The organism is Arcticibacterium sp., from assembly GCF_055134445.1.
On record NZ_JBSRVI010000029.1, the window covers coordinates 1 to 25,844 of the forward strand.

The following is a 25,844-nucleotide window of genomic DNA, read 5'->3' on the forward strand; positions in this document are numbered from 1 at the left end:
AATACGTTCAACAGCCTTTCTGAACTCTTTGACTTTAACGTCCGTCTTAAAATAATCTAATATTGTCTCTGTTACTGCCATTAAGTTGAAAAGCCCTATTGGTTATCTATAGAGCTGATTGCGTCGCAATTTAACCATTATATTTTTTAAATATAAGCGTTGCGTTATGTCCACCAAAACCGAAGCAGTTTGATAGTACGGTGTCAATTTTTCTCGCTTTAGCTACGTTTGGCGTTAAGTCTATACGAGAATCAATTTTTTCGTCTACGTTGTTCAGGTTAATGGTAGGAGGTACCATTTGATGTTTGATAGCTAAAATAGCTGCCACCGATTCTACCGCACCTGCACCACCCAATAAATGACCAGTCATAGACTTCGTTGAACTTATGCTCACTTTATAAGCATGGTCTTTAAATAAGTTTTCTATGGCCGTAATTTCTTGTGGATCACCTAGACCTGTAGATGTACCATGGGTATTGATATAATCAATGTCTTCCGGAACCATGTTGGCGTCATTCAGAGCGTCTTCCATAGAAAGAAATGCTCCTAAGCCTTCTGGATGCGGTGCTGTAATGTGATAAGCGTCTGACGACATTCCACCACCTACTAGTTCACAGTAAATATTTGCACCTCTGGCTTTAGCATGCTCATATTCTTCTAATATTATGCTGGCAGCACCTTCACCTAGTACAAAACCATCTCGGTCTGCATCGTAAGGTCTGGATGCTGTCTTGTAATCGTCGTTTCTTGTAGATAGTGCTCTTAAGGCGTTAAATCCACCTATTCCCGCTCTTGTTACAGCAGCTTCAGAACCACCCGTTACACAGGCTATCATTCTTCCAAGTCTGATATAATTAAAAGCGTCAATGATGGCGTTATTGGTAGATGCACAGGCCGAAACGGTAACGAAGTTTGGCCCTCTAAATCCAAATTTCATGGAGATCTGCCCAGAAGCAGAATCAGCAATCATCTTTGGAATGAAGAAAGGATTAAACTTCGGTTCCATATTATTTTCAGCAAGATTCAAAACTTCCTCTTCAAAAGTCTTTAATCCTCCAATACCAGAACCCCAGATTACACCTATTTTATTTTTGTTGACTTTGTCTAAGTCAAAATTTGCATCTTTTACAGCTTGTTCTGCAGCTACTACCCCAAATTGGGTAAACAAGTCCATTTTACGAGCCTCTTGTCTAGGGATGAAGTCGGTGACTTCAAAACCCTTTAATTCACAGGCAAAAGTTGTTTTGTAGTTGGTGGCGTCAAATCTTGTGATGGGATTAGCCCCGCTAACACCATTTTTCAATCCTTCCCAGAAGGATTCTACGTCATTTCCGATAGGCGTTAAAGCCCCTAAACCTGTTACTACTACTCGTTTAAATTCCATATGGGTCTTGTTATAAATGGAAAAGTTCAATATCCAATTTAGGATAAACTGGATATTGAACCTCTAAAATGTATAAAGAAAATTACTTAGTGTTATCTTCTAAATAAGAAATAGCCTGACCTACTGTTTGGATATTTTCTGCTTGATCGTCTGGAATAGATACGTTGAATTCTTTCTCAAACTCCATGATTAGCTCAACTGTATCCAGTGAATCTGCTCCTAAATCGTTTGTGAAAGAGGCTTCGGTCGTCACTTCTGACTCTTCAACACCCAGCTTTTCAACAATAATTTTCGTTACTTTCGATGCGATATCTGACATTATGAAAATGTTTTTGGTTTAAATCACTGCAAAGAAAATTTATTTTTCTGAAACCAACAAAATACCTATTGGTTTTTTGATTCCCTTAACAATGATGACATTTGTAATCTTCAACTAAAATAGGGTATAAAAACAAGATGAAAAGCTTTTTTGCAAAAAAATATAACTCAGACAATTTCTTTTTATTGGCAGGGCCATGTGCCATTGAAGGTAGAGACTTGGCTCTTTCGATAGCAGAAAAGATTGTTAAAATTACAGACAAATTGGACATACCTCTCATATTTAAAGGGAGTTATAGAAAGGCAAATAGAACTAAAGCGGATTCCTTTACTGGAATCGGGGATGAGAAGGCTTTGAAAGTTTTAGAAGAAATTGGTAAAACTTTTAATGTTCCTACGGTCACAGATATTCATGAAACGCATGAGGCAGAATTAGCTGCGGCTTATGTAGATGTTTTACAAATTCCTGCATTTTTATGTAGACAAACTGAACTTTTGGCCGCCGCGGCCAAGAGTGGGAAGGCTGTAAACATAAAAAAAGGTCAATTTATGTCTGGTGGATCCATGGGTTTTGCGGTAGAAAAAGTTTTACAAGAAAATCCTGATGCCAATGTGATGCTTACCGAACGAGGAAATTCTTTTGGTTACTCAGACTTGGTGGTCGACTATAGAAATATTGTCGATATGAAAAAGTTTGATGTTCCCGTAATAATGGATTGTACGCATTCGCTCCAAAGACCAAATCAAACATCTGGTGTTACAGGAGGAAATCCAGAATTGATAGGCACCATTGCCAAGGCTGCCATTGCAGTAGGAGCAGACGGACTCTTTATAGAAACCCACCCAGACCCAGCTAACGCAAAGTCAGATGGGGCAAACATGTTGCACCTTGATAATTTAGAAGCTTTGTTGGACCAACTGGTTAGGATTAGGCAGGTGGTGAAGGGTTAGGTTAGTTTGGCTCTTGACAAAATGATTTTTTTATTGAAAATAATTGTTTTCCAATGAGGGTTTTTCTTATCAATACTACCATCAAAGGGAAAACCTATAAGTAAGAGGGAATAACCAAACGAGATTGCCATTGCTTTCTTGAGCCCCAAGCCGCATTGATAAAACAGACTTTTTACTTAATGCTAAGCCTAATTCAATTTGGGCGGAATAACCAAAACTGGTTTTGTGCAGTTTCTCAGTATAATCAATCATATAAATTGAAATTGGGTAGGGGCTTAAATTGGGTATTGGGAAGTCAACTCTATACGTTTCGGGTGAAAGACTTGTTTCTTGAACCAAAGTCCCTCCAAATAGTACGGCCACCTTTATTTTCTTGTTAACCAAGTACAGTTTAGGTAGAACTTCTAATTGCAAAGAATTTGAACCTATTCGGAAAGGAGCTTTAGCGTAAACTCCGGAACCAAAATCTGTTTCATATTCATTGTCAAACTCTTTGCTTGTGGATATATTTCTAAGTGAAAACTCTATTGCGATATTCTTTTATAGACTTTTTTTAAAACCAAAGCCCAAGTTATATCCTTTGGCTCCTCCACTTGTGTTGACTGCATATCCTGTTTGGATGTTAAATGCATTTTGGGCAAAAATTGGTTGAATGAAAAGGAGTAAGTAGGGTTGTTTTTTTTAGCATGGGGTAGTTGTTTGAAATAAGTAGGTGACGGATTTTGGAAGATTAACCTTCACCGTCTGGAGTAATCGATTCGATACTAACTGGTATTAGTTGTTTCATTTTTTCGGATTTATAATATTCAAAGATAAGTGTTTAAGTATTACATTTTAAGCCGAGTATGAAATATATTGTAGCCGATTTATCATTAATTGCTTTTACAATACGAATTTCGACTTGCTACCCCTTAATCACCTTTTGTGAGCAAAAAGCTCAAAGGCTTTCTCTTGATTCTTTATACTTCATCCGAGCATTTTTTATTAGCTTTGTTTATTAATTGCTTTTCTAAAAAAATATAATGGCTAAAACGTTCCGAAAGAAAAAATCGGCCCCAAGTAATAGGGAAAGAAAACCGGTTACTAATGAGAGTAACTCCATAGGGCTTACTTCTGCTCAGATAGAATTAATCTTCGGAGTGTTATTTCTGGTTATCACTCTTTTAATGCTTATTTCCTTTGTATCTTATCTATTCACAGGTGAGGCAGATCAAGATCTTGTCCAAAAGAATTTTAGAGCTGCTATAGAAAATAGTAATAAGAAGGCAGAGAACTCGCTCGGCGTTGTTGGAGCTTTTGTCTCGCACTATTTTATTTTTAAGTGGTTCGGGCTTGCGGCATTTGGTTTAATACCCATCGTATTCTTATCTGCTTTTAGGCTAATATTTCAACAAGATTTATTTAACGTTAACATTAATAGATTTGCCAAAGGCAGTGTCTTTTATGTTTTATTCTGTTCTATTTTTCTGGGGTATTTTGTTTTCCAGTTTGGTTTAGAAGGTGGAAAAGTTAGTGGGGGCATAGGATATCAGTTAAATGAATCTCTTAATCATGTTTTAGGCTGGGGGAGCATTCTTTTAATCATTCTAGTTTTGTTTTTATGGTTGGTTTTCTTCCATGGTCTTACACAAATAGATGACTACTTCTATAAAAGTGAGCCTAGGGAAGAGAAGAATGAAAATGAAGGTGTAAAACCTTCAGTACAGCCTCAGGTAGAAGTACCCACTGAGGTGATAAGTCCCGTTGAATCTGTAACCATAGCTGAAAAACCTTTTGATGGCGGAATAGCGTTTAGTGTTGAAAACTTTCAAAAAGAGGAGAAGCCAGAAGTGAAAAAGAAGGATGAAGACCTGGCTCTTGAAGTTGCCGTGGCAGACACGAGTTTTTTACTGGAAGACGACGATAGTAATAAGGATTTGGAAGCATTTGGGCCATATGACCCTAAGTTAGATTTGTCTTCTTATATGTATCCACCTATTAATCTACTGGCAGACCACAGTGGCATGAATGGCGGAAAGGTTTCTCAAGAAGAGCTGGAAGCCAATAAGATCAACATTGTGGAGACCATGAAGAATTTCTCCATCGGAATATCTTCTATAAAAGCCACCATTGGTCCTACGGTAACGCTTTATGAAATTGTTCCCGAAGCGGGTGTAAGAATTTCTAAGATTAAGAACCTTGAAGATGACATTGCCTTAAACTTAGCTGCTTTAGGAATTAGAATTATAGCCCCTATGCCAGGGAAAGGTACTATTGGTATAGAAGTGCCAAACAAGAACCGAGAGATGGTTTCTGTCAAGTCTGTTTTTGGTGGCGAGAAGTTTCAAAACTGTAAATATGAGTTGCCTATAGTTTTAGGTAAGACCATTGCCAATGAGATTTTTATTTCAGATTTGGCAAAAATGCCTCACCTTATGATGGCAGGAGCCACAGGTCAGGGTAAGTCTGTAGGTATCAATGTTATTTTGGCTTCCTTATTATACAAGAAACATCCGTCAGAAGTGAAGTTTGTGATGGTAGATCCTAAAAAAGTGGAGCTTTCTCTTTTCAATAAAATTGAAAGGCATTTTTTGGCTACACTTCCAAATACAGAAGATGCCATAATTACAGACACCAAAAAAGTGATTTATACCCTGAATTCTCTATGTATAGAGATGGATAACAGATATAATCTCTTAAAGGATGCTGGGGTAAGAAACATTAGAGAGTATAACGCCAAGTTTACCAAAAGGAAATTGAACCCAGAAAAGGGTAACAGGTATTTGCCCTACATCGTATTGGTGATAGATGAGTTGGCCGATTTGATGATGACGGCGGGTAAAGAAGTAGAGCAGCCGATCGCTCGTTTGGCTCAGTTGGCTCGAGCCATTGGGATCCATTTAATTGTGGCTACTCAGCGGCCTTCGGTCAATGTGATTACAGGTTTGATAAAAGCCAACTTTCCAGCTAGAATTTCGTTTAAAGTTACGGCTAAGGTAGATTCACGTACTATTTTAGATACTGGAGGTGCGGAACAACTGGTAGGTAACGGGGATATGCTATTATCCATGGGCTCAGATATGGTAAGATTGCAGTGTCCTTTTGTAGATACAGCGGAAGTGGAGGCGATATGTGATTATATAGGTGAGCAGCGAGGCTACGAATCTGCGTATCTTTTGCCAGAATACTATGGTGATGATGAACCGGATATTCTAGACTTCGATCCTACCCAGCTAGATGTCATGTTTGATGATGCAGCCAGAGTTTTGGTGACCTTTCAGCAAGGAAGTACTTCTTTAATTCAAAGAAAGATGAAATTGGGCTATAACAGAGCCGGTAGAATTATAGACCAATTGGAAGGGGCTGGTATAGTGGGGCCATTTGAAGGTAGCAAGGCTCGTGAAGTGTTAATAAAGGATATGACGCATTTAGAAGAAGTATTGAAGGGTCTTAAGAGAGAGAAGTGACATTAAGACCTTGTTAACAAATGGGTCTTAAACTTTTCTGTTAATTTTGCGTCCAATTTTACAAGAGCTAAATAAGGAATGGATGAATGATCCATTTTATAAAGAATATAGAATGAAAAAAATACAATTATTATTGATTTGTCTTGCTTTGATGTCTTTTGGAGCTAATGCTCAAGACGCTAAAGCTGGGGCAATTTTAGACGCTATGAGTACCAAGTATAAGGCTATGAAGACCTTTACGGCAGACTTTACTTTTGGCGTGGTAAGCTCCAGTGGAAAGAAAGGGAAGGTTAGGAGTGGGAGTATCGCTGTTAAAGGTGTGAAATTTAAACTCAATATGGCAGGTCAGGAAATTTATAATAATGGTTCTGAGATTTATTCTTTTGTAAAAGAAACCAACGAGGTTAATGTAACCGAGTTTGATGCTAGTGAAGATTCGCAATTCTCTCCAGCCAATATTTATTCCATTTATAAAAAGGGATATAAGTATACATATAAAGGTTTGAAAACGATAGGAGGGGTTTCTTGTGAAGTGGTGGAGTTGGTTCCTTTAAAAGCTGGTGGTAACGTAAAGAAGGTGGAGATAGCGGTAAGTAAGTCTAATAAGGAAATAAGAAACTGGAAACTTACAGATGGTTCTGGAAAAGAAACTGTTTTCGATATTGCTAATTTCAAACCTAATGTGGCTTTGGCAGATAGTTATTTCACTTTTAATACTGCCAAGTATCCTGGAGTAGAGGTAGTGGATTTGAGGTAAGCATATTTTAATGTTATTTTGAATGCTCAGGTTGAAAAACTTGGGCATTTTTCTTTGTTTTAAGTCAAGATTTGTAAAGCCTTATATATCCCATTAATTTCTGTCCATGTCGTCACATCACATCGTAAAAGATAAACAAGAACCAGCTCTTCTAATAGCTAATGGAGCATCTTGTCAATTTGAACTCTTAGAGGAGCTTTTAGAGTGGTCTCCATTTGTGGTAGTGCTGGATGGTGCTATTGATAGGGTGATAGAATTAGGGATTAAAATTGACGTGTTATTAGGGGACTTTGACAGAGGAGCCATTGCGATAGAGCAAATAAAACAAGACCAGTTTCCTATCGAGGTTATTCATACGCCAGATCAAGAAAAAACAGATTTGGAGAAAGGGATAGAGTTTTTAATAGAACGGGGTTTTCCGGCGGTTAATATTGTTTGGGCCACGGGAAGAAGAATGGATCATACGGCAGCCAACCTTTTTAACCTTATAAAATATAAGGAAGCTATTAAAATAGTTATGCTGGATGATTACTCTAAAATATTTCCTCTTATGCCTAAACCGGCCAAATTTGAGAAATGGTATAAGGCTGGAACAACCATTTCTCTCATTCCACTACATAAAGCCGAGAAGATCGAAACTTTAAATTTACGGTATCCGTTAAAGGGAGAGAATTTAGAAATTGGTTTTCGTCTGGGTAACAGCAATGAAGCTGAAAAAGACGGTTTGGTGAGTGTGAAATTTGAAAAAGGCAACCTTTTCCTTATGGAATGCAACGATTGATATTTATCCACATAATATTTAGATGGTTTTCTAAATGTTTTTCAGAAATTCTTGAAAGTTCTAAAAAAATATCTTTAGTTTTAGAGTGTAAAGGACAGAAAACGTGTTATTTAGACAATTGGCCTATATAATAGGTTTGAGTCTGAGTGACTGAATTTTCAAGAAAAAAAATGTGGATAACTTTAGAATAGTACTATTCTAATTTGCTTCAGTTTTTAAAAGCTTGATAATAAAGGCCTACATAAAATCAGGCTAGGAGAATTTGACAATTGGAAAAAAAACAAACAAAATGGAGACTTTTTTTTACATCTTATTCTCGCTTATTTTGTAATCCAGATAATGATAGGTTAACAGTTTCTTAACGAATTCTTAACTTCATTATCTTTCTTAATACCCCTAAAATTATTTTTGTAATATGTATGTTATCAAAAGAGACGGCCGTCGCGAATCGGTAAAATTTGACAAAGTAACAGCACGTATCGAAAGATTGTGTTACGGTTTAGACCCCAACTTTGTTCAACCTGTTGAAGTTGCGATGAAGGTTGTTTCAGGTATCTATGATGGCGTATCTACCTCACAACTGGATAGCCTAGCAGCCGAGACGGCGGCATCAATGACGACAAAGCACCCTGATTATGCTCAACTAGCAGCAAGGATTGCTATTTCAAATCTTCATAAAAATACTCTGAAATCTTTTTCAGGAACCATGAAGATGTTATATCAATACTTGGATCCTAAAACGGGAGAAAACGCTTCACTGATAGCGAAGGATACTTGGAAGGTCATTCAAAAGAATGCCGCATTATTAGACTCTACGATTATTTATGACCGTGATTATGGTTATGATTATTTCGGTTATAAAACTTTAGAGAAATCATATTTACTGAAGTTAAACGGGAAAATAGTGGAGCGTCCTCAGCACATGCTGATGAGGGTGGCTGTAGGTATTCACGGAGAGCAGATTGAAAAGGTTTTAGAAACCTACGAGTTGCTTTCTGATAGATGGTTTACCCATGCTACACCAACACTATTTAATGCAGGAACACCAAAACCTCAGTTGTCTTCATGTTTCTTGTTAACCATGAAAGATGATAGTATTGATGGAATTTATGACACCTTAAAGCAATGTGCCAAAATTTCTCAGTCGGCAGGGGGCATTGGACTTTCTATCCATAATGTTAGAGCGAAGGGTACTTATATTAAAGGAACAAATGGAACGTCAAATGGCGTGATTCCTATGTTACGTGTTTATAACGACACGGCAAGATATGTGGACCAAGGGGGTGGAAAACGTAAGGGGTCATTTGCCATTTATATGGAACCATGGCATGCAGATATAGAAGATTTTCTGGATTTGAGAAAGAATCACGGTAAGGAAGAAATGAGAGCGAGAGACTTATTCTACGCTATGTGGATTTCTGACTTATTTATGAAGCGAGTAGAGGCGGATGCAGAGTGGTCTCTATTCTGTCCACATGAGTGCCCAGGCTTGGCAGATACTTATGGAGAGGAGTTTGAGAAATTGTATGAAAAGTATGAGTCTGAAGGGAAAGGGAGAAGAAAGGTAAAAGCTCAACAGCTTTGGTTTAAGATTCTTGAATCTCAGATTGAAACAGGTACGCCTTATATTCTGTATAAGGATGCTTGTAATAAAAAATCAAATCAGAAAAATCTTGGTACTATTAAGTCTTCTAACTTATGTACTGAAATTATAGAATATACATCTCCAGACGAGGTGGCGGTTTGTAACTTGGCGTCTATTGCATTACCAAAGTATGTGGAAATGGACGACTTTGGAAATGGTGTAAAGTTTGACCATCAAAAACTTTATGAAATAACTAAAGTAGTTACGCGTAACCTTAATAAGATTATAGATGTAAACTATTATCCAGTTATAGAGGCGGAAAATAGTAATAAAAGACATAGACCTATTGGTATCGGTGTTCAAGGTTTGGCAGATACTTTTATTCAATTAAGAATGCCTTTTGATTCTGCAGAAGCTCAGCTATTGAATAAAGAGATATTTGAAACGATCTACTTTGCTTCGATGGAAACTTCAATGGAATTGGCATTAGAAGAAGGTACTTATCAAACATGGGAGGGTTCTCCTATTTCTCAAGGAATATTCCAGTTTGACATGTGGGGTGTTAAGCCAGAGTCTAACAGATGGGACTGGGAAGATCTTAGAGAGAAGGTAGTGAAGAATGGTGTTAGGAACTCCCTTTTATTAGCTCCTATGCCAACGGCCTCTACGAGTCAAATATTAGGTAATAATGAGTGTTTTGAGCCTTATACCTCTAATATTTATTCAAGAAGGGTACTTTCTGGTGAGTTTGCTATTGTAAACAAACACTTGCTAAGAGACCTTGTTAAAATTAACTTATGGAATGAGGGAATGAAAAATAAGCTTATTGCAGCCAATGGTTCAGTACAGCATATTGAAGAAATTCCTCAAGCACTTAAAGAACTATATAAAACTTCGTGGGAGATTAAGCAGAAGGTTATTATTGACATGGCAGCAGACAGAGGAGCATATATCTGTCAAAGTCAATCGATGAATATATTCATGCAAGATCCTAATTTTGGTAAACTGACTTCTATGCACTTTTATGCATGGAAGGCCGGTCTTAAAACAGGAATGTATTATCTACGTACTAAATCAGCGGTTGATGCCGTTAAGTTTACAATAGATAAGCAGGCTATGGAGCAAACTAAAGCTAGTACGGAGAAAATAGAAGAGAAACCTTTGGATTATAAAGGGTATGCAGTTCAAAATGAAGAGTTAGCTAAGGCTGCGAATTCTTTTGTTGAAATGTCTGCCGAAGAACAAAAGTATGCCGCAATGCAATGTTCTTTAGATGATCCGGAAGGCTGTGAGATGTGCGGTTCTTAATTTCTGATTCCGACTTTCGTGTGTATATAAAGAGCCTCGTCAATTTTGACGGGGCTCTCCTTTTTTTTGTAGAATCTGTGACAAAAAAAAGAGGTGGCAAAACCACCTCACTTTTCTTTCGATCCTTAAATAAACTGTTATTAAAAGTCTTCGTCTAATGAGAAAGATTGGGAATCTTTGTCAGATGTTACACCTGCTTTTTGATACTCCCCAACGCGTTTCTCAAAGAAGTTTGTTTTTCCTTGTAATGATATTAACTCCATAAAATCGAATGGATTGGTGGCGTTATAAACCTTTTTTAGGTTTAGTTGCTCTAATAAGTGATCTGCCACAAATTCAATGTATTGACACATTAAAACAGAATTCATACCTATAAGAGATACTGGAAGAGCATCACTTACAAATTCTTTTTCTATTTCTACTGCGTCCTTAATAATAGAATATATATCTTCCTCAGGAAGTTTGTTCTTGATATGATCTGTATAAAGCAAGCAAGCAAAATCTCTATGCATGCCTTCATCTCTTGATATAAGCTCATTAGAGAATGATAAACCTGGCATAAGACCTCTTTTCTTTAACCAAAATATAGAGCAAAAGGAGCCCGAAAAGAAAATACCTTCCACTACGGCAAATGCGATAAGTCTTTCCACAAAGTTGCCATTGTCTATCCAACGCATAGCCCAATCTGCCTTCTTTTTTACGCAAGGAATATGTTCTAGGGCATTAAGAAGTTTGTCTTTCTGAATATCGTCTTTAATGTAAGTGTCGATTAATAGAGAGTAGACCTCGGCATGAATATTTTCAATGGCAATTTGAAATCCATAGAAGCATTTGGCTTCGGCATATTGAACGGAAGAGATGAAATCAACAGCAAGGTTTTCATTTACAATTCCATCAGAAGCGGCAAAGAACGCTAAGACATGGGAAATGAAATGTCTTTCGCCATCCTTTAGGTTTTCCCAGTCTGTTAAATCTTGAGATAAGTCTAGCTCTTCTGCTGTCCAAAATGAAGCTTCAGCATTTTTGTAAAATTGCCAAATATCATTATGCTTAATAGGGAAAATGACAAATCTTGAGGGATCATCAATTAACAAAGGTTCAGAAAGTTTTAATTCTTTATCCGTCATTTTTCGTAAAAGATTCTTTTATATTTAGTAACAAATTTCGCTTATCAAATGTAAAGAAATTATGAGTTGGCTCAAAGTATTATTGCCTTACAGTATTTAATTAATTTGATCTGTGTGTTATATTCCCAGCTTGAAATGGAAATGCGATATTTTCGTCTTTTCTGTATTAGCATCTTTTTATAGATTTACATAGGATTTGGCTTATTATAAGGTCGGTAATCAATAAATATTAGTATCATGAGAGGTTCTTCGGGTTTGAAAATGAGACTCATTTTGGGTTTTGTAATGGCGGTTATTGCATTGATAAGTTATTACGGTAAGACGCAAGAAAATCCTTTAACAGGTGAAAGTCAGCAGGTAGGAATGAGTCCGGAGCAGGAAGTTTCGATGGGCTTGCAGTCTGCCCCGCAAATGGCTCAAGAGTATGGTGGCTTATATCCGGATCATAAAATTCAACAGCAAATTAAGAACGTTGGGAATAAGCTTGTTGAAAATTTCAACAACACTTTAAAAGAGAGAGGAATACAAAACCCTTATCGTTTTGATTTTCATGTACTGAGAGACGAGCAGACAGTTAATGCTTTTGCTCTACCTGGAGGACAAGTTTTTATTACCGCTGGGCTCTTAAGTAGACTGTCGTCAGAAGACCAATTGGCTGGAGTTCTAGGACATGAAATTGGTCATGTAGTTCATCGTCATTCTGCTCAGCAAATGGCACAAAGTTCGTTTTTTCAGGGTTTGGCAGGAGCGGCAACTGCTGCAAGTGGTAATTATGGTACTTCGGAAATAGCGAATTATGTGGCTCAGGTTAAAATGATGAAGTTTGGAAGAGACGACGAGCTGGAGTCTGATGAATTTGGCGTCCATTACATGATACAAAGTGGTTATGATGCTAATTCTATGGTGGAGGTCATGGAGATTTTAGCAGAAGCGGGTGGTGGTGAAATGGATAGAGATGAGTTTATGAGTTCTCACCCAAGCCCTGCAAATAGAATTCAAAAAATTAAGGAACACATAGCCACCTACGAAGGTCCTTCTTCTCAAGACTAAGAAATAACCTTATCAGGATTTTTTAAAATATTGATGAATCTTATCGTAAGAAAAACGGCAGCAAAACTTAACCCTGCTAATAAGGCGTACCAGATGCCTTTGGCTCCAAGGCTATAGTGAAATGCTAGGAAGTATCCCAATGGGAGAGAGATGACCCAATAGGCTATGAATGTGATATAGGCAGGGATATTGACATCTGAGATACCTCTTAAATTGCCTAATGCCACAGCTTGTATGCCATCAGACAACTGAAAAATAGCAGCAATGACTAAAAGCGGTTTGGCGAGTGCTAAAATCTCCAAGTCACTAATGTATATCTGGATGATAGGCTCTCTAAAAATAAGTATTAAGATCATGGTGGTAGTCATGAAAATTAATACTAAAAAATAAGAAGCTTTCGCTGCAATTTTAACTTGATTGATGTCTTTCTTTCCTACGGCTGACCCTACGCGTATTCCTCCAGCAAAAGCAATACCAGTAGCGGTCATATACGTTGTAGAGGCAATGTTCATAGCGATTTGATGGGCAGCTAAAGCGTTTTCTCCTATCCATCCCATCATCACTACTGCTATGGAAAATGCACCTATTTCAAAGAGCATTTGGAATCCACCTGGAATGCTGAGTTTTAGAATTTTTAAGGTCTGTTTGGTGATAAAGAAGGGGTGAATTTTCTTTGGGAGTAAGGTTCTGATAGCATTTTTCTTATAGATATATAGAGCAAGTGCTAAAAGCATGAATAACCTTACAATAAGTGTGGAATATGCTGCTCCATTTAATCCTAATTTTGGGAAGAAGCTAAATCCGCTTATGAGAGAATAATTCAGGATGATATTGGCAGCAAGACCAATGAAGGTTATATTCATGGCTACTTTCGGTAAGGAAAGACCATCGACAGTTTGTTTTAAAGCCAGAAAGAAAAATAGCGGTATGTTGGATAAGGTTATGATTAAAAGAAAAGGTTTAGACAGGGTAGTGATTTGTGGTGTTTGAGCCAGTAATTCAAAATAATAAACAAGAAAAGCACCGATAAGTGTAAGAACGATACTGTATAATATAGCTATTGTTATCGAGGCATTAAAAGTTCTATGTAGTTCTTTGGTGGCATGGGCAGCATAGTTCCGGGAAATAATTGTGGCTACTATGGGGAAGCCACCTATAGCTAAGGAAGAAATTAAAAGTGCTATGGAATTGGATATACCTGCGGCAGCAAGAGCTTGTGTTCCTAGAAGTCTTCCAATAATTATATTATCAGAAACGCTCATAAGAATAACCCCTAATTGGGCCACCATTATGGGGAAGGCGAGACGAAGACTGTGTTTCATCTCAGTGAGTAGGGAAGTATTTATTCGTAGCAATTGTTAATTGTAATCTAAGCTTTTCTCAATTCGAATACTGTGATTTCTGGAAGAATACCCAATCTGCCCGGATAGCCAAGATAGCCATAGCCTCTGTTTACATAAAGCTGTTGATTATTTTCTTGATATAAACCAGCCCATTCTTTATACCTTAAACTTGCTGGACTCCATTTGAAGCTTCCGATTTCTACACCGTATTGCATTCCGTGTGTATGTCCTGCAAATGCGGCGTCGATGTTTGTATGGGCTAAAACTTGTTTACGCCAGTGCGAGGGATCGTGCGAGAGTAGTAATTTCGTGGAAAATTTATCGTCTGAGTATTGCAGTGCTTTGGAAAGATCTCCATGCTGTGCAAAACCTTCTCCCCAGTTTTGGATTCCTAAAATTCCTATGGATTCGTTATCTACAGTAAGCGTACGGTTTTCGTCCATTAATATATCCCATCCCATTAACTTATGAGCATGAATGAGATCTTTGAGATTTTGATTTTTTGAGTTCAGACTATCCCATTTCACGTAGTCGCCATAGTCGTGATTTCCGAGTGTAGAATACACTCCTAATGGAGCTTGAATACGTTTGAAAATATTGAAATAGTCTTTCAGTTCTTCAGCTTTATTATTCACGATATCTCCAGTAAAGAAGACCATATCTGGTTTTTCGGCCAATAACATATCCACGCCTCCTTCCACAGCGGTTTTATTGAAAAAACTACCCGAATGTATATCCGATATTTGAATGAGTTTTAAGCCATGAAATTGTTTCGGAAGGTTGGGGAGTATAAGTGGAACACGTCTTATTCTATAATCGTGAGCTCCAGAAATAATTCCCCATGTCATAGCTCCAATATGCGTGGCTCCAACAGCTAAAGCGGCCTTGGTGATAAATTGAGAGCGACTTATGACATTTTCAAGAGGAGCATTATTAATTTCGGAAGAATCTTTTGTGCCAGGGCTGACCCAGTGGTATGCACGTTTAAATAGATTTACAATATCTCCGAGAAATAAAATAGTGACTGTAAGGATTTTGGAGAGATAGATGATTAAAATGAAGGTACCTAAAAAAGTTTTGGTTTGATGGCTAAGTTTATCCGAGAAAATATAGAAACCAAGTAGGATGGCTATAAGACTGACGAAGGGAATGCTCCAGTAAAATAAAGTTACTAGTTTTTGGTTTGAGATGGACCAAGAACGTATGAGCTGTTTAATCCCTGAAAATATATACCAGTCAATTCCTAAAAAAAGGGCTAGGAGTAAAATTAGGATTGTGATTCTTTGCATCTTATTGCTTTAGTTCTCTGTAGAACTATGTTGTGACGCTTGAAGTTCGAGTATTTCAATTTTGTTTATAACTATTTAAGTGGGAGAGGATCTGACGACATTATTGTTTTTAAGAATAGAGACATAAAAAAAGGATGCCTAACGGGTAGGCATCCTTTTAAAAACTGAAGGTCAATTAAATTACACGCTAACTTGCTTAAGCGTTACAACAAATTCATATCCAAAACTCCAAGAAGTTTCGAAAACAATCGTTTTAGTAGCTGCATCAACTTTGAAAGACTTAAGAAAAAGTTCACCGCCAAAATCACCAACTCCGATAACTTGATCAGAAGTGAATCCTGTGGCTGTCTTAGTTAGTTTAAGACCAGTGGCAGCATAGTGAGAACCATATCCACTACCGAAGTCATACCAACCACCGATAGCATCTGAAAGTAAGTAGGTACCGTCTGCCGCTTTCTTAATGTAAACATATTGGAAAGTTGGACGTGCTGTACCGTTTCTCTTAACCGTAGTGGTATAAACTCCTGAGATGTCTCCAGCAGCTAAATCTCCATTACATGGGTAATAGTTGATGTTACGGAATGCTGAACCAGGGATGTTATCCTTGTTAATAGCACTATAAGCTACGGAATAGATATCTGGACCATCAATTGATGTTCCTCCAAAGTAAAGTCCTTCTACAGCGGTAGATAGCTCTATTTCACTTCCACCTTCAAAAGCTTTAGCACTATAATCCGCAGGATTATACGTGTCACCACAACCTAAGTTAACCGTTGCATCACCTTTTAATTCGATGAATGGAAGGTAAGTGATCTCAGAAGGAGTAATGTCAAACTCTTGAGTACAAGCAGCAAAAAGGAATACGCTTAATGCTGATATTATTGATATTTTTTTCATTTTTTTCATTTTTAATTGTCCCAGAAAGTTTTTTCAGTGATAACTCTTTGTGCTGGGGCATTTGGATTTAAACTTCTTTCAGTTTCTGGGTATAACCAGATAGAAGGGTAAACTCCTGCAGATAGCACAGACAATGGAGGGCTTTGGAAAATACCTTTAGTAAATAATCTGCTAGCAGGTCTGTCAAATCTTCTGGTTTCTATCCAACCTTCATCTTCTTGAGTACCGTTTAATGAAATCCATTTTTGAATGGCAATAGCATCAATTTTGGCATCTAAGCTTGTAAGAGCTGAATAATTTAAAGAAGCGATATAATCTGCTGCACCTGCTACTCCTAAGAAATTGAAGTTAGCAGTGATTGCATTAGAAAATGAAGTTGCAGCATTATCTGCTGTACCATATCTAGCGGCAGCTTCAGCTCTTAAGAACCATACTTCCCACTCACTCATTAAGTAAACAGCGTTTGCGTTTCCGTAAGCAGCTGCAGAAGAACCACTATAGTTAGAGGCAGGAGCAGTAAATGGCTCATTATCTATGGTACCTTGATTTATACCTGCAACTCTACCTGCATTACCACCAGTAGTAGCAGGAGAATAGAATGAATTTATTCTCGGGTCATTTAGACTCTCAAGAACGTTAGTGGTAGCCTTACTTGCGAAATAGAAGTCACCAACACCAAATTCAAACCTTGCATACATCGGATTTTCGTCACCAGTAGTACCAAGGAAATTGATTTTTGCAGCATCTGCAGCCCCTTCAATGAAGTCTCCGCTAGAAATTAATGCAGAAACGGCTGAAGCATTTGGCTTAGTTTCAGAAGTTCTCATTAGAATTCTCAATTTAAGAGAATTTGCGAACTTCGTCCATTTCTTAAGATCTCCACCGTATACTAAGTCATCAGCACCAATGCTATTAGGAGCAATAGAAAGTTCTTCAATGGCTTCATCAAGCTTAACAACAAGGTCAGCATAGATAGTTGCCGCATCATCATAAGTAGGAGCTAAAATAGAACCATCTTCAATTTCACCTAATAATGCTTGAGAGTAAGGTATATTACCAAAGTGATCTACAAGACCTTGAAATATGTATACTTGAAGAATTTTACCTACACCATTGTATGCTTTGTCTTCGCTTTTAGTAAGGTACCTAAGGTCGGTTAATGCATTTGCATAAGCTCTGTTCCAATAACCATTATTATCATCAGGTTGAGATACATATCTCTCAGAATTACCTATTGAAACACCAATACCCCATGTGTAGTATTGACCCCAAAGGAAAGAGAAAGAATTTAAATCTACATCATTGATGTAACTAAGGTAACCTTGTGCACTGGTTAAAACCTGTGCATCGTTTGCAGTTGGAGATCTATCAGGATCAATGTTTAGTTCTGATAATTCCGTACATGATTCAGCGAGAATCATGAAAGGGATCAAGAATAATATTTTATATATTGATTTCATTTCTAAGTTACTATTTAAAATGTAAGTCCTAATTTAACACCAAGGCTTTGAGCTGGAGGTACACCAGTGGTTTCGATACCTACGGCATTTCCAGTTAACGAAGGGCCATTTACTTCTGGATCTCCGAAAGTGTTTTCTGCAGGAACCCAGAACTTAACGTTATTTGCGTACACTCCAAGATTTAGAGAGTTGATTTTAGCCTTCTTAAGAAGAGAAGATGGGAATCTATAGTTTAATCCTATTTCTCTCAATTTCACAAAGCTAGCATCAATCAAATAACTAGAAGCTGCAGGGTCATAGTTTGTGAAGTAATCTTGCTCTGTAATTTCAGTCTCATTAGGAACATAAGCTCCATCTACCAATACCACACTGTTCGGGTAGATATATGGTTCTCTGTTATAGGTAGCAGTATTTAAAGCTGTACCGTTAAACTCCGTAGAGAATTTAGTTAAAGAGAAGAAAGTTCCTCCTTGTTTAGCATCCAAAAGAGCGTTCAATGTAAAACCTTTGTAACCAATAGAAGTGGCTACACTGGCTGTGTATTTCGGTTGGTAAGAACCTAAAAGTTGCTCTTCTTCAGAGTATTCTGGCATACCCGTGGCACCTACTACAGTTTGACCTGCATCATTCACTAAAGGAACTAAGGCTTTGAATGTACCGAATGGAGAACCTTCACTTGCTACAATAGAAACACCTCTAAATGGTCCAAAAATAGTAAGTTCATCAATTTCATCCGTGATTTTGACAACCTTATTCTTATTAGTCGAATAGATGAAGTTCAAATCCCAAGTCAAGTCTTTAACTAAACCTTGAATAGGCTTAAAGTTAACAGATAACTCGTGACCTTTATTCTGCATTTCACCAATGTTTGATGTAGTGCTGGTAAAACCAGAAGAAGCAGGAAGATTAACGGTTACTATTTGATCCGAGTGAATAGAGTGATAGTAGGTATAATCAATGTTAATTCTGTTGCTTAGAAGAGAAACGTCAGCACCAAACTCATAAGTTGTTGTTAACTCAGGTCTTAAATTTGGATTACCGATTTGGTTACTCACTGTAAAACCAGACTGTCCATTAAGAGGGAAAGTAAGGGTGTAATCACCTAAACTAGCCAAGGTTGGATTCCCGATAAACGTAGAGTTTAATAAATATAAACCTGCATCTTTACCTGTTGTTCCAACACTTCCTCTTAGTTTGATATGGTTAAGATATGGATTGCTCTTAACTCCAAGAAGGTCAGAAACAATAATAGATGTTCCTAATGCTTGATAGAAGAAAGTATTATTAGCAACAGGAAGCGTAGAAGACCAGTCATTTCTAGCAGAATACTCTAAGAAGACCATGTCTTTGTATCCAACACTTGCGTTAGCTAAAACTCCAAAAAGTCTATACTTTGAAGAAGATTGGCTTGATTGAGAGTTTTGTACACTGTTACTTAAGTTATACCATTCTGGTACAACCAATCCACCGTTTGTAAAACCAGTTAAGCTACTACTTCTTCTGTCAAATAGGTTATAACCACCTGTTACATTAAGAGAGAAGTCGTCAGTAATTTTTGTGCTATAGTTAGCCAAAAGAGACGCATCCCAGTTCGTTCTCAAATTTTGAGAATTTGAATAGCTACCCAATGACTCATGCTTAGTATTTCTTGTACTTAAAGCTAAATCGTCACCCCATACCAATTGCTGATCTGGTGTAAATGTTGGCACATATTGATTAATACCAACGCTGACAAGGTTGGAACCTACTCTAGCAATAATATCCAAGTTTTTAATTGGCGTATATGTCAAAGACATTTTGGTGAATAGGTTGTGAATTTTACCTTGGTTACCATAGTCATTTAAGATATAGTAAGGGTTTACAGAAGAGTAAGAACCCCAGTATCCGTTTACATCATGGAATGGGCTATTATAATCTCTCAATTCGTTAATTGGAATATTAACTGGAGATTGAACCACCATGGCATAAGCATTTAAACCTTCAAATGCTCTAGAACCCTCTGTAGCAGTATTTTGATCGATGAGTGAGTAATTCACTTTAAAATCAGTTTTTAACTTGCTGTTCAACTTTGCACTTGCGTTTAAGTTGATAGAGTTTCTGTCATAGTTGGTATTTTGCATGATACCTTTTTGACTTGTATTACCATAAGAGAAATAGTACGTGAAATCTCCTTTAGCACCTGATAAATTAACACTGTTATTCAATGTGTTTCCTAAATCAAAAAAGCTTTGTAATTGGTCTTTAACAGCACTATATGGTCTTGTTAAAGCCTCTAGAGAACCATCACCATCAGAATCGATAGGAGAAGTCCATGGTCTAACTATACCGTCAAAAGCGGGGCCCCAAGACCAGTTTTCACCAGTATCTAAATGAAGATTGTCATATCCTTGACCGAATTGGTCTTGACGTTTTTGAAGCACGTATGCTTTTTCAACAGAATAAGAAGATTTTATTCCAATCTCCATTTTTCCGTTAACACCGCCACCACCTTTTTTGGTAGTAATAAGAAGTACACCAGATGCACCTCTAGAACCGTAAAGAGATGTCGCTGAAGGTCCTTTAAGAACCGTTACAGAAGCAATGTCTTCTGGGTTAATATCATTAAATCTGTTACCGAAATCGGAATACCCGTTTTCTGGAGAACCGTCACCTCCACTGCTTACACCGTTATCGATAGGAATACCATCTACTACGATTAAAGCATTGTTATTACCTGTAAGAGAACCCTCACCACGTAATACAATTCTTGTTGAAGCACCAACAGCACCAGAGTTAGTGCTTAATTTAACACCAGATACTTTACCTCTTAAGGCTTCTAGTGCGTTTTTGTTAGGTGTAGATTGTAAGTCTTCAGACTTAACAGTTTGGTTAGCATAAACCACATCTCTTGAGTTACGGCTAATACCGGTTGAAGTAACTACGATTTCTGAAAGTAGTCCAGCATCCGAAGTTAAAGCAACGTTAATTAAGCTTTGATTTCCAACAGCAATTGATGTGCTGTTCATTCCAACGAAAGAGTATACTAATGTAACTCCTTTATCAACGGCAATTTTGTAAACTCCGTCAACATCAGTTGTGGTACCACGACTTGTACCCTGAACAGTGACGGAAACACCAGGAAGTCCTATTCCGTCATCAGCCGAGGTCACCTTTCCAGAAACTTCCATGGATTGTGCATAAGTGAAAACACTTAAGCCAACCAAACACATGGTTAATAAAAATTTCTTCATACAGTTTGTTATTAAGGTTTTTAATTGTTCATAAAGTACCAAATTAAAAAATGTTAAATAAATTATGACTTGAATATTAATAAAATTCAATTTATATGGAAATAGTACAATGTTATGTTAGAAAAGTATAATAGTATGCGTGCATACTATTGAAGGAGGGGAAGTTATTTAGGAGCTTGTTTTACAACGATTTTACTTAAGATTTTAGGGAAAAAACGCTTCAAATACACCCCTAAAATCTCCTTAAGTCCACCTATGTAAATTTCGTTCTTATTGCTAGATATAGCTTTTACAATTTGTTTGGCACAATCTGATGCCGACAAACCATTTAATTGATTATTATCCATTTTCCCATATTTACTGCCATCGGCGGAAAGGGAGTTTTTCGATATATCAGTGTTGATATATCCGGGACAAACAACGGTAACCCCTATACCATTCTTGTGAATTTCGGCCCTAAGGGAGTCGTAGAATCCACGGACAGCGAACTTTGCAGCAGCATATCCAGATCTGCCTGGAGTAGCTACCAAACCCGCTATACTAGAAGTGGCGGCTATATGACCCGAGTTGCGTTCAACCATATATGGAAGAACAGACTTTGTAAGTGCAATAACACTTATAAGATCTATATCTATCAGTTTTCTGTAAACAGAAATGTCTGTTTCAAGCACGAAACTTCTTTGCGAAATTCCTGCGTTATTGAATAAAATATCTATTTGACCGAATGTGGAAATGACTTTTTTAGTCAAATCATCAAATTTTTCTACTTCTAGAACATCCATCGGTAAAACCAGAACATCTTCATCTGGAAGCCCAAGGTTATCCTTAACCCTAAGGAGTTCGTTTTCTCTTCTGGCAGAAAGTACAAGTTTACAATTCTTTTTTGCAAATTCATAAGCTGTGGCTTCTCCTATTCCGGAAGAAGCTCCTGTAATCCATACAACTTTCTGATTGAAGTCCATTTGCTTAAAAGAATATCTTTAGTCTCTTATTAATCTATTATTACGGCGTTTCCTGCTATTACTTCTTCTTCTACAAACTTATACTTCACGTCTCTTTTAATAGAGCCGTCTCTAAACTGGACACTTACTTTGTCGTTTCTGTTGGCTACCTTTTGAGATTTAGCAGGAGTTACTGGTGCCGAAGAACCGCCATCTTGGTTCCCCTCTGCTCTGTTGGTAGATAGTTTTGGTGTATCTTGCTTTGGAGGAGCTATTTGTTGAAAACGCATTTCTACAATGTTCGCCTTCATTAAAAATGAAATCATTTCCGCATTAACTTTCTGCAAGAAGTTTTGGAACAACTCCACCGCCTCAAATTTGTAAATTAGTAGTGGGTCTTTTTGTTCGTAAGAAGCATTTTGTACAGATTGCTTCAGGTCGTCCATGTCTCTTAAATGCTCTTTCCACTCTTGGTCAATAACACTAAGAGAAATGGCTTTTTCCATTTCTTTGATAAGCTCTTTTCCATTAGAGTCGACCGTTTTTTGCATATCGCAGAAAACTGCAATGTTTCTCGTTCCATCCCCCACCACGGCCATGAAAGGTTCATTTTTAACAGCGTTTCTGTCTTCTAAAACCCTTTTAAGAACGGGTATGGTTTTTTCGGCAATGGCTTGATTTTTAGCATTATAATGTTTGTCGGCTAGCTCATAGAAGTCATTTTCCAGACTAGACTTAGAACTGTCAAACTCTTGTCTTGTAATTGCAGGTTTGAAGCCTAGATTTTGTAGTGTTCTTAGTTCAAACTCGTCGTAATTCTTATTGGCATTGTTCAGAATAGCATGACAGGTGTCGTAAAGAACATTTGCTATATCAAGAGATAATCTATCTCCAAAAAGAGCATTTTTACGCCTTTTATAGATGGTATCTCTTTGGATATTCATGATATCATCATACTCAATAAGACGCTTACGAATACCGAAGTTATTTTCTTCAACCTTCTGTTGAGCTCTTTCAATGGAGTTGGTTATCATGGAATGTTGGATGACTTCACCTTCTTCCATACCGAGTTTGTCCATCATTTTTGCGGTTCTGTCTGAGAAGAACAGTCTCATAAGACTATCTTCTAAACTGACAAAGAACTGAGAAGAGCCTGGGTCTCCTTGACGTCCTGCTCTACCTCTAAGCTGTCTGTCTACACGTCTAGATTCATGACGTTCTGTGCCCACAATGGCCAAACCTCCAGAAGCCTTACTGTCTGGGGTTAGCTTAATATCTGTACCACGACCAGCCATGTTCGTTGCAATGGTAACGGTACCTGGCTTTCCAGCTTCGGCCACGATGTCTGCCTCTCGGGAGTGTTGCTTGGCGTTTAGTACTTGATGTTTAATCTTTCTGATACTTAGCATTTTACTAAGTATTTCTGAGTTTTCTACAGAAGTGGTACCTAAAAGAACTGGTCTGCCTTTATCCACAAGCTCAACAATCTCATCTGCTACGGCGTTGTATTTTTCCCTTACGGTTTTAAAGACTTTGTCTTGCATGTCATCTCTTACAATCGGTCTGTTGGTAGGGATAGTCATGACATCTAACTTATAGATTTTCCATAACTCGCCAGCTTCTGTTTCCGCAGTACCTGTCATCCCAGCTAGTTTATGGTACATTCTAAAGTAATTTTGAAGCGTTACTGTGGCGTAAGTCTGGGTAGAGTCTTCAACTTTTACGTTTTCCTTTGCTTCTACCGCTTGGTGTAGTCCGTCGGACCATCTTCTACCATCCATTACACGGCCAGTTTGCTCATCCACAATTTTGACCTTGGAATCCATTAGAACATAATCCACATCTTTTTCAAAAAGACAATAAGATTTTAGGAGTTGGTTTACAGCATGAATTCGTTCTGCTTTAGTAGAATAGTCTCTTATTAGCTCATCCTTTTTAAGAATCTTGTCTTGCTCAGAGTCTGGGCTTTTATCGATTTCATCAATCTTTATCGACAAATCTGGCATGATAAAGAATTCTGGGTCTTCATCATGACCGGTGAGGTAGTCAATACCTTTATCGGTAAGTTCTATACCTTTATTTTTTTCATCAATGGTGAAATAAAGAGGTTCATCGGCTTGAGGCATTAATTTGTTATTCTCAGCGATATGAATGGCCTCGGTATCTAAAAGTATTTTTTTAATACCACTCTCAGAAAGGTATTTAATCAGCGGCTTGCTTTTTGGGAGTCCTCTGTAAGCTCTAAATAAAGAAAGACCACCTTCTTTAACTTCTCCATTTTTAATTAATTTTTTGGCTTCATTAAGATAGTTATTGACAATGGCTTTTTGAACTTCAACAATTTGAGAAATTCTTGGCTTTAAGGAGTTGTAAAGAGCTTCATCTCCTTTTTTTGCCATAGGTCCACTAATTATCAAAGGTGTTCTGGCGTCATCAATCAACACAGAATCAACCTCATCAATCATAGCGAAATGGTGTCTTTTTTGAACCAATTCCTTTGGGTTACTTACCATGTTATCTCTAAGGTAATCAAAACCAAACTCGTTATTAGTTCCGTAAGAAATTCCCGAAGCGTAAGCTTCTCTTCTGGCATTACTATTAGCAGGATACTTGTCAATACAGTCGCAAGTAATACCATGAAATTCAAAAATAGGAGCCATCCACTCCGAGTCACGTCGTGCTAGGTAATCATTGACTGTTACTATATGTACGCCTTTACCAGCTAAAGCATTTAGAAAGGCAGGGAAGGTAGCGACCAAGGTTTTACCTTCACCAGTTTGCATTTCGGCTACTTTACCTTTATGGAGTGCTGCTCCACCAATAATCTGAACGTCATAATGAAGCATGTTCCATCTTAAAAGATTTCCTGCTGCTTCCCATTCACTATTCCAGATGGCAGTATCGCCCTCAATGGTGATATGTTTTTTTCTCATCGCCAAAGTTCTATCAAGATGAGAGGCCTTTACCGCAATGCTGTCATTGTCTTTAAACCTTCGAGCGGTTTCTTTGACTATGGCAAAAGCCTTTGGTAATATTTCTAATAAAACATTTTCTAGCTCTTCGTTTTCTTGTTCCTTAAGTTTATCAATCTGATCGAAAGAGGCTTCTTTATCTGCAATGGAGAGCTCGTCGTTCTCGTCGATATTCTTTTGAATATTTTCTATTTGAGTATGAATAGAAGAAAGAGCATCTTTGATGTATTGCTTCAGGTCTTCGCTTTTTGCTCTAAAGTCATCATTACTAAGTTCCCTTAGCTTTTCAAATTCTTCGTTCGTAGAAATGACGTAAGGCATTAATTCTTTTACATCTTTTTCAGATTTTGTTCCGAATATTTTTGAAATGCCCTTGGTTAAAAAATTTAACATTATATATAATTAAAATCGTGATGTCTCAAATAAAAAATAGAATACAAAATTACTTAATTCAAATTGTAACGTAACAAGAATGATGCGTGAAATGAATAGATGCCAAATTGACAACTTTTTTTCTTAGGGAATGGCATTTATGTCATGAAAGCAGAAACCTGTAAGTTTTTTTCTCCTAAAAATGCAAGTATTAAAAGGCTTGTCATCACTTTTAAATGGCCACAACAGGTTTGCCTGAGATTTTTTCCAATAAGGGAATTAAGAACTTATTGGCATTTTCGGAGGTGGTTTTTAGTAGATCCGAAGCTTCAGCAGTTTCTAATATTTTTCTTTCTGCAGACTTATAGGCTTCTTCGAAGAGTAAATCCTCATTCATAAAGGCATACTCAGAATGATATATTTTTGATTTGGAATGGTCTACTTTGAAATGGCAAATGTATGGTTCCGGTAAATGAATATAAGTGGTGTCCGTTTCTATTCTTATATCTTCGTCCATGATTTTAGTTAAATCAATGCACCCAGAAGCACTTCCATAGACTATCAGAAGTGCTTTAGGGTCTGGTAGGAAGTCCCTTGAAAGCCTTTGCTCAACGATGTCATTAAAGAAATAAG

The 25,844-nt window shown here is 37.4% G+C and carries 18 protein-coding genes; 6 read left to right on the top strand and 12 right to left on the bottom strand.

What is annotated here, in order from left to right; all coding sequences use genetic code 11:
* Nucleotides 1–130: 130 nt before the first annotated feature.
* A complete protein-coding gene (fabF, locus tag ACTBZY_RS03745) occupies nt 131–1,384 on the bottom strand; it encodes a beta-ketoacyl-ACP synthase II (RefSeq protein ID WP_463044994.1) in 1,254 nt (417 codons plus the stop codon).
* 82 nt (nt 1,385–1,466) lie between these two features.
* Nucleotides 1,467–1,703 (bottom strand): acyl carrier protein, encoded by a 237-nt coding sequence (locus ACTBZY_RS03750; protein ID WP_463044995.1) that lies wholly within the window; start codon nt 1,701–1,703, stop codon nt 1,467–1,469.
* 137 nt (nt 1,704–1,840) lie between these two features.
* Here ACTBZY_RS03750 and kdsA point away from each other — a divergent pair, with 137 nt between their 5' ends.
* Nucleotides 1,841–2,653 carry a 3-deoxy-8-phosphooctulonate synthase gene (gene kdsA, locus ACTBZY_RS03755; RefSeq protein WP_463044996.1) on the top strand — a complete coding sequence of 271 codons (813 nt, stop codon included), beginning with the start codon at nt 1,841–1,843 and terminating at the stop codon, nt 2,651–2,653.
* Between the two features lie 81 nt (nt 2,654–2,734).
* Here the strand turns inward: kdsA and ACTBZY_RS03760 are convergent, their stop codons facing one another.
* The gene (locus ACTBZY_RS03760) at nt 2,735–3,016 is read right to left on the bottom strand and encodes a hypothetical protein (protein ID WP_463044997.1); all 282 of its coding nucleotides are present in this window, start codon (nt 3,014–3,016) and stop codon (nt 2,735–2,737) included.
* Between the two features lie 659 nt (nt 3,017–3,675).
* On the opposite strand from ACTBZY_RS03760, the gene ACTBZY_RS03765 reads away from it, so the two are divergent.
* From ACTBZY_RS03765 to ACTBZY_RS03780, 4 genes are all read left to right on the top strand, one after another.
* Entirely contained in the window at nt 3,676–6,099 is a 2,424-nt protein-coding gene (locus ACTBZY_RS03765; protein ID WP_463044998.1) for an FtsK/SpoIIIE family DNA translocase, read from the top strand.
* A 112-nt stretch (nt 6,100–6,211) separates the two neighbouring features.
* Nucleotides 6,212–6,856: an outer membrane lipoprotein periplasmic chaperone LolA1 gene (gene lolA1 / locus ACTBZY_RS03770; RefSeq protein WP_463044999.1), complete on the top strand. Its 645-nt coding sequence runs from the start codon at nt 6,212–6,214 to the stop codon at nt 6,854–6,856.
* 106 nt (nt 6,857–6,962) lie between these two features.
* Nucleotides 6,963–7,637 (top strand): thiamine diphosphokinase, encoded by a 675-nt coding sequence (locus tag ACTBZY_RS03775; protein WP_463045000.1) that lies wholly within the window; start codon nt 6,963–6,965, stop codon nt 7,635–7,637.
* A gap of 415 nt (nt 7,638–8,052) precedes the next feature.
* Nucleotides 8,053–10,530: a ribonucleoside-diphosphate reductase subunit alpha gene (locus ACTBZY_RS03780; protein ID WP_463045001.1), complete on the top strand. Its 2,478-nt coding sequence runs from the start codon at nt 8,053–8,055 to the stop codon at nt 10,528–10,530.
* Between the two features lie 140 nt (nt 10,531–10,670).
* Here ACTBZY_RS03780 and ACTBZY_RS03785 read toward each other — a convergent pair whose 3' ends face one another.
* Nucleotides 10,671–11,657: a ribonucleotide-diphosphate reductase subunit beta gene (locus ACTBZY_RS03785; protein WP_463045002.1), complete on the bottom strand. Its 987-nt coding sequence runs from the start codon at nt 11,655–11,657 to the stop codon at nt 10,671–10,673.
* A 237-nt stretch (nt 11,658–11,894) separates the two neighbouring features.
* On the opposite strand from ACTBZY_RS03785, the gene ACTBZY_RS03790 reads away from it, so the two are divergent.
* Nucleotides 11,895–12,707, top strand: coding sequence for a M48 family metalloprotease (locus ACTBZY_RS03790; RefSeq protein ID WP_463045003.1), 813 nt, complete (start codon nt 11,895–11,897; stop codon nt 12,705–12,707).
* Here the strand turns inward: ACTBZY_RS03790 and ACTBZY_RS03795 are convergent.
* The 8 genes from ACTBZY_RS03795 to ACTBZY_RS03830 all read right to left on the bottom strand — a co-directional run.
* On the bottom strand, nt 12,704–14,029 hold the full coding sequence (locus ACTBZY_RS03795) for an MATE family efflux transporter (RefSeq protein ID WP_463045004.1): 1,326 nt from the start codon (nt 14,027–14,029) through the stop codon (nt 12,704–12,706). The genes ACTBZY_RS03790 and ACTBZY_RS03795 overlap by 4 nt on opposite strands.
* A 47-nt stretch (nt 14,030–14,076) precedes the next feature.
* Entirely contained in the window at nt 14,077–15,339 is a 1,263-nt protein-coding gene (locus ACTBZY_RS03800) for a metallophosphoesterase (RefSeq protein ID WP_463045005.1), read from the bottom strand.
* Nucleotides 15,340–15,519: 180 nt separating this feature from the next.
* Nucleotides 15,520–16,236, bottom strand: coding sequence for a BT_2262 family domain-containing protein (locus tag ACTBZY_RS03805; protein ID WP_463045006.1), 717 nt, complete (start codon nt 16,234–16,236; stop codon nt 15,520–15,522).
* Nucleotides 16,237–16,247: 11 nt separating this feature from the next.
* A complete protein-coding gene (locus tag ACTBZY_RS03810) occupies nt 16,248–17,696 on the bottom strand; it encodes a SusD/RagB family nutrient-binding outer membrane lipoprotein (RefSeq protein WP_463045007.1) in 1,449 nt (482 codons plus the stop codon).
* 14 nt (nt 17,697–17,710) lie between these two features.
* Nucleotides 17,711–20,926 (bottom strand): SusC/RagA family TonB-linked outer membrane protein, encoded by a 3,216-nt coding sequence (locus ACTBZY_RS03815; protein WP_463045008.1) that lies wholly within the window; start codon nt 20,924–20,926, stop codon nt 17,711–17,713.
* A 164-nt stretch (nt 20,927–21,090) separates the two neighbouring features.
* On the bottom strand, nt 21,091–21,888 hold the full coding sequence (locus tag ACTBZY_RS03820) for an SDR family oxidoreductase (RefSeq protein ID WP_463045009.1): 798 nt from the start codon (nt 21,886–21,888) through the stop codon (nt 21,091–21,093).
* Nucleotides 21,889–21,917: 29 nt separating this feature from the next.
* A complete protein-coding gene (gene secA / locus ACTBZY_RS03825) occupies nt 21,918–25,232 on the bottom strand; it encodes a preprotein translocase subunit SecA (protein WP_463045010.1) in 3,315 nt (1,104 codons plus the stop codon).
* Nucleotides 25,233–25,443: 211 nt separating this feature from the next.
* Nucleotides 25,444–25,844 (bottom strand): DUF4230 domain-containing protein (locus ACTBZY_RS03830; protein WP_463045011.1); only part of this gene is annotated, 401 nt, incomplete at its 5' end.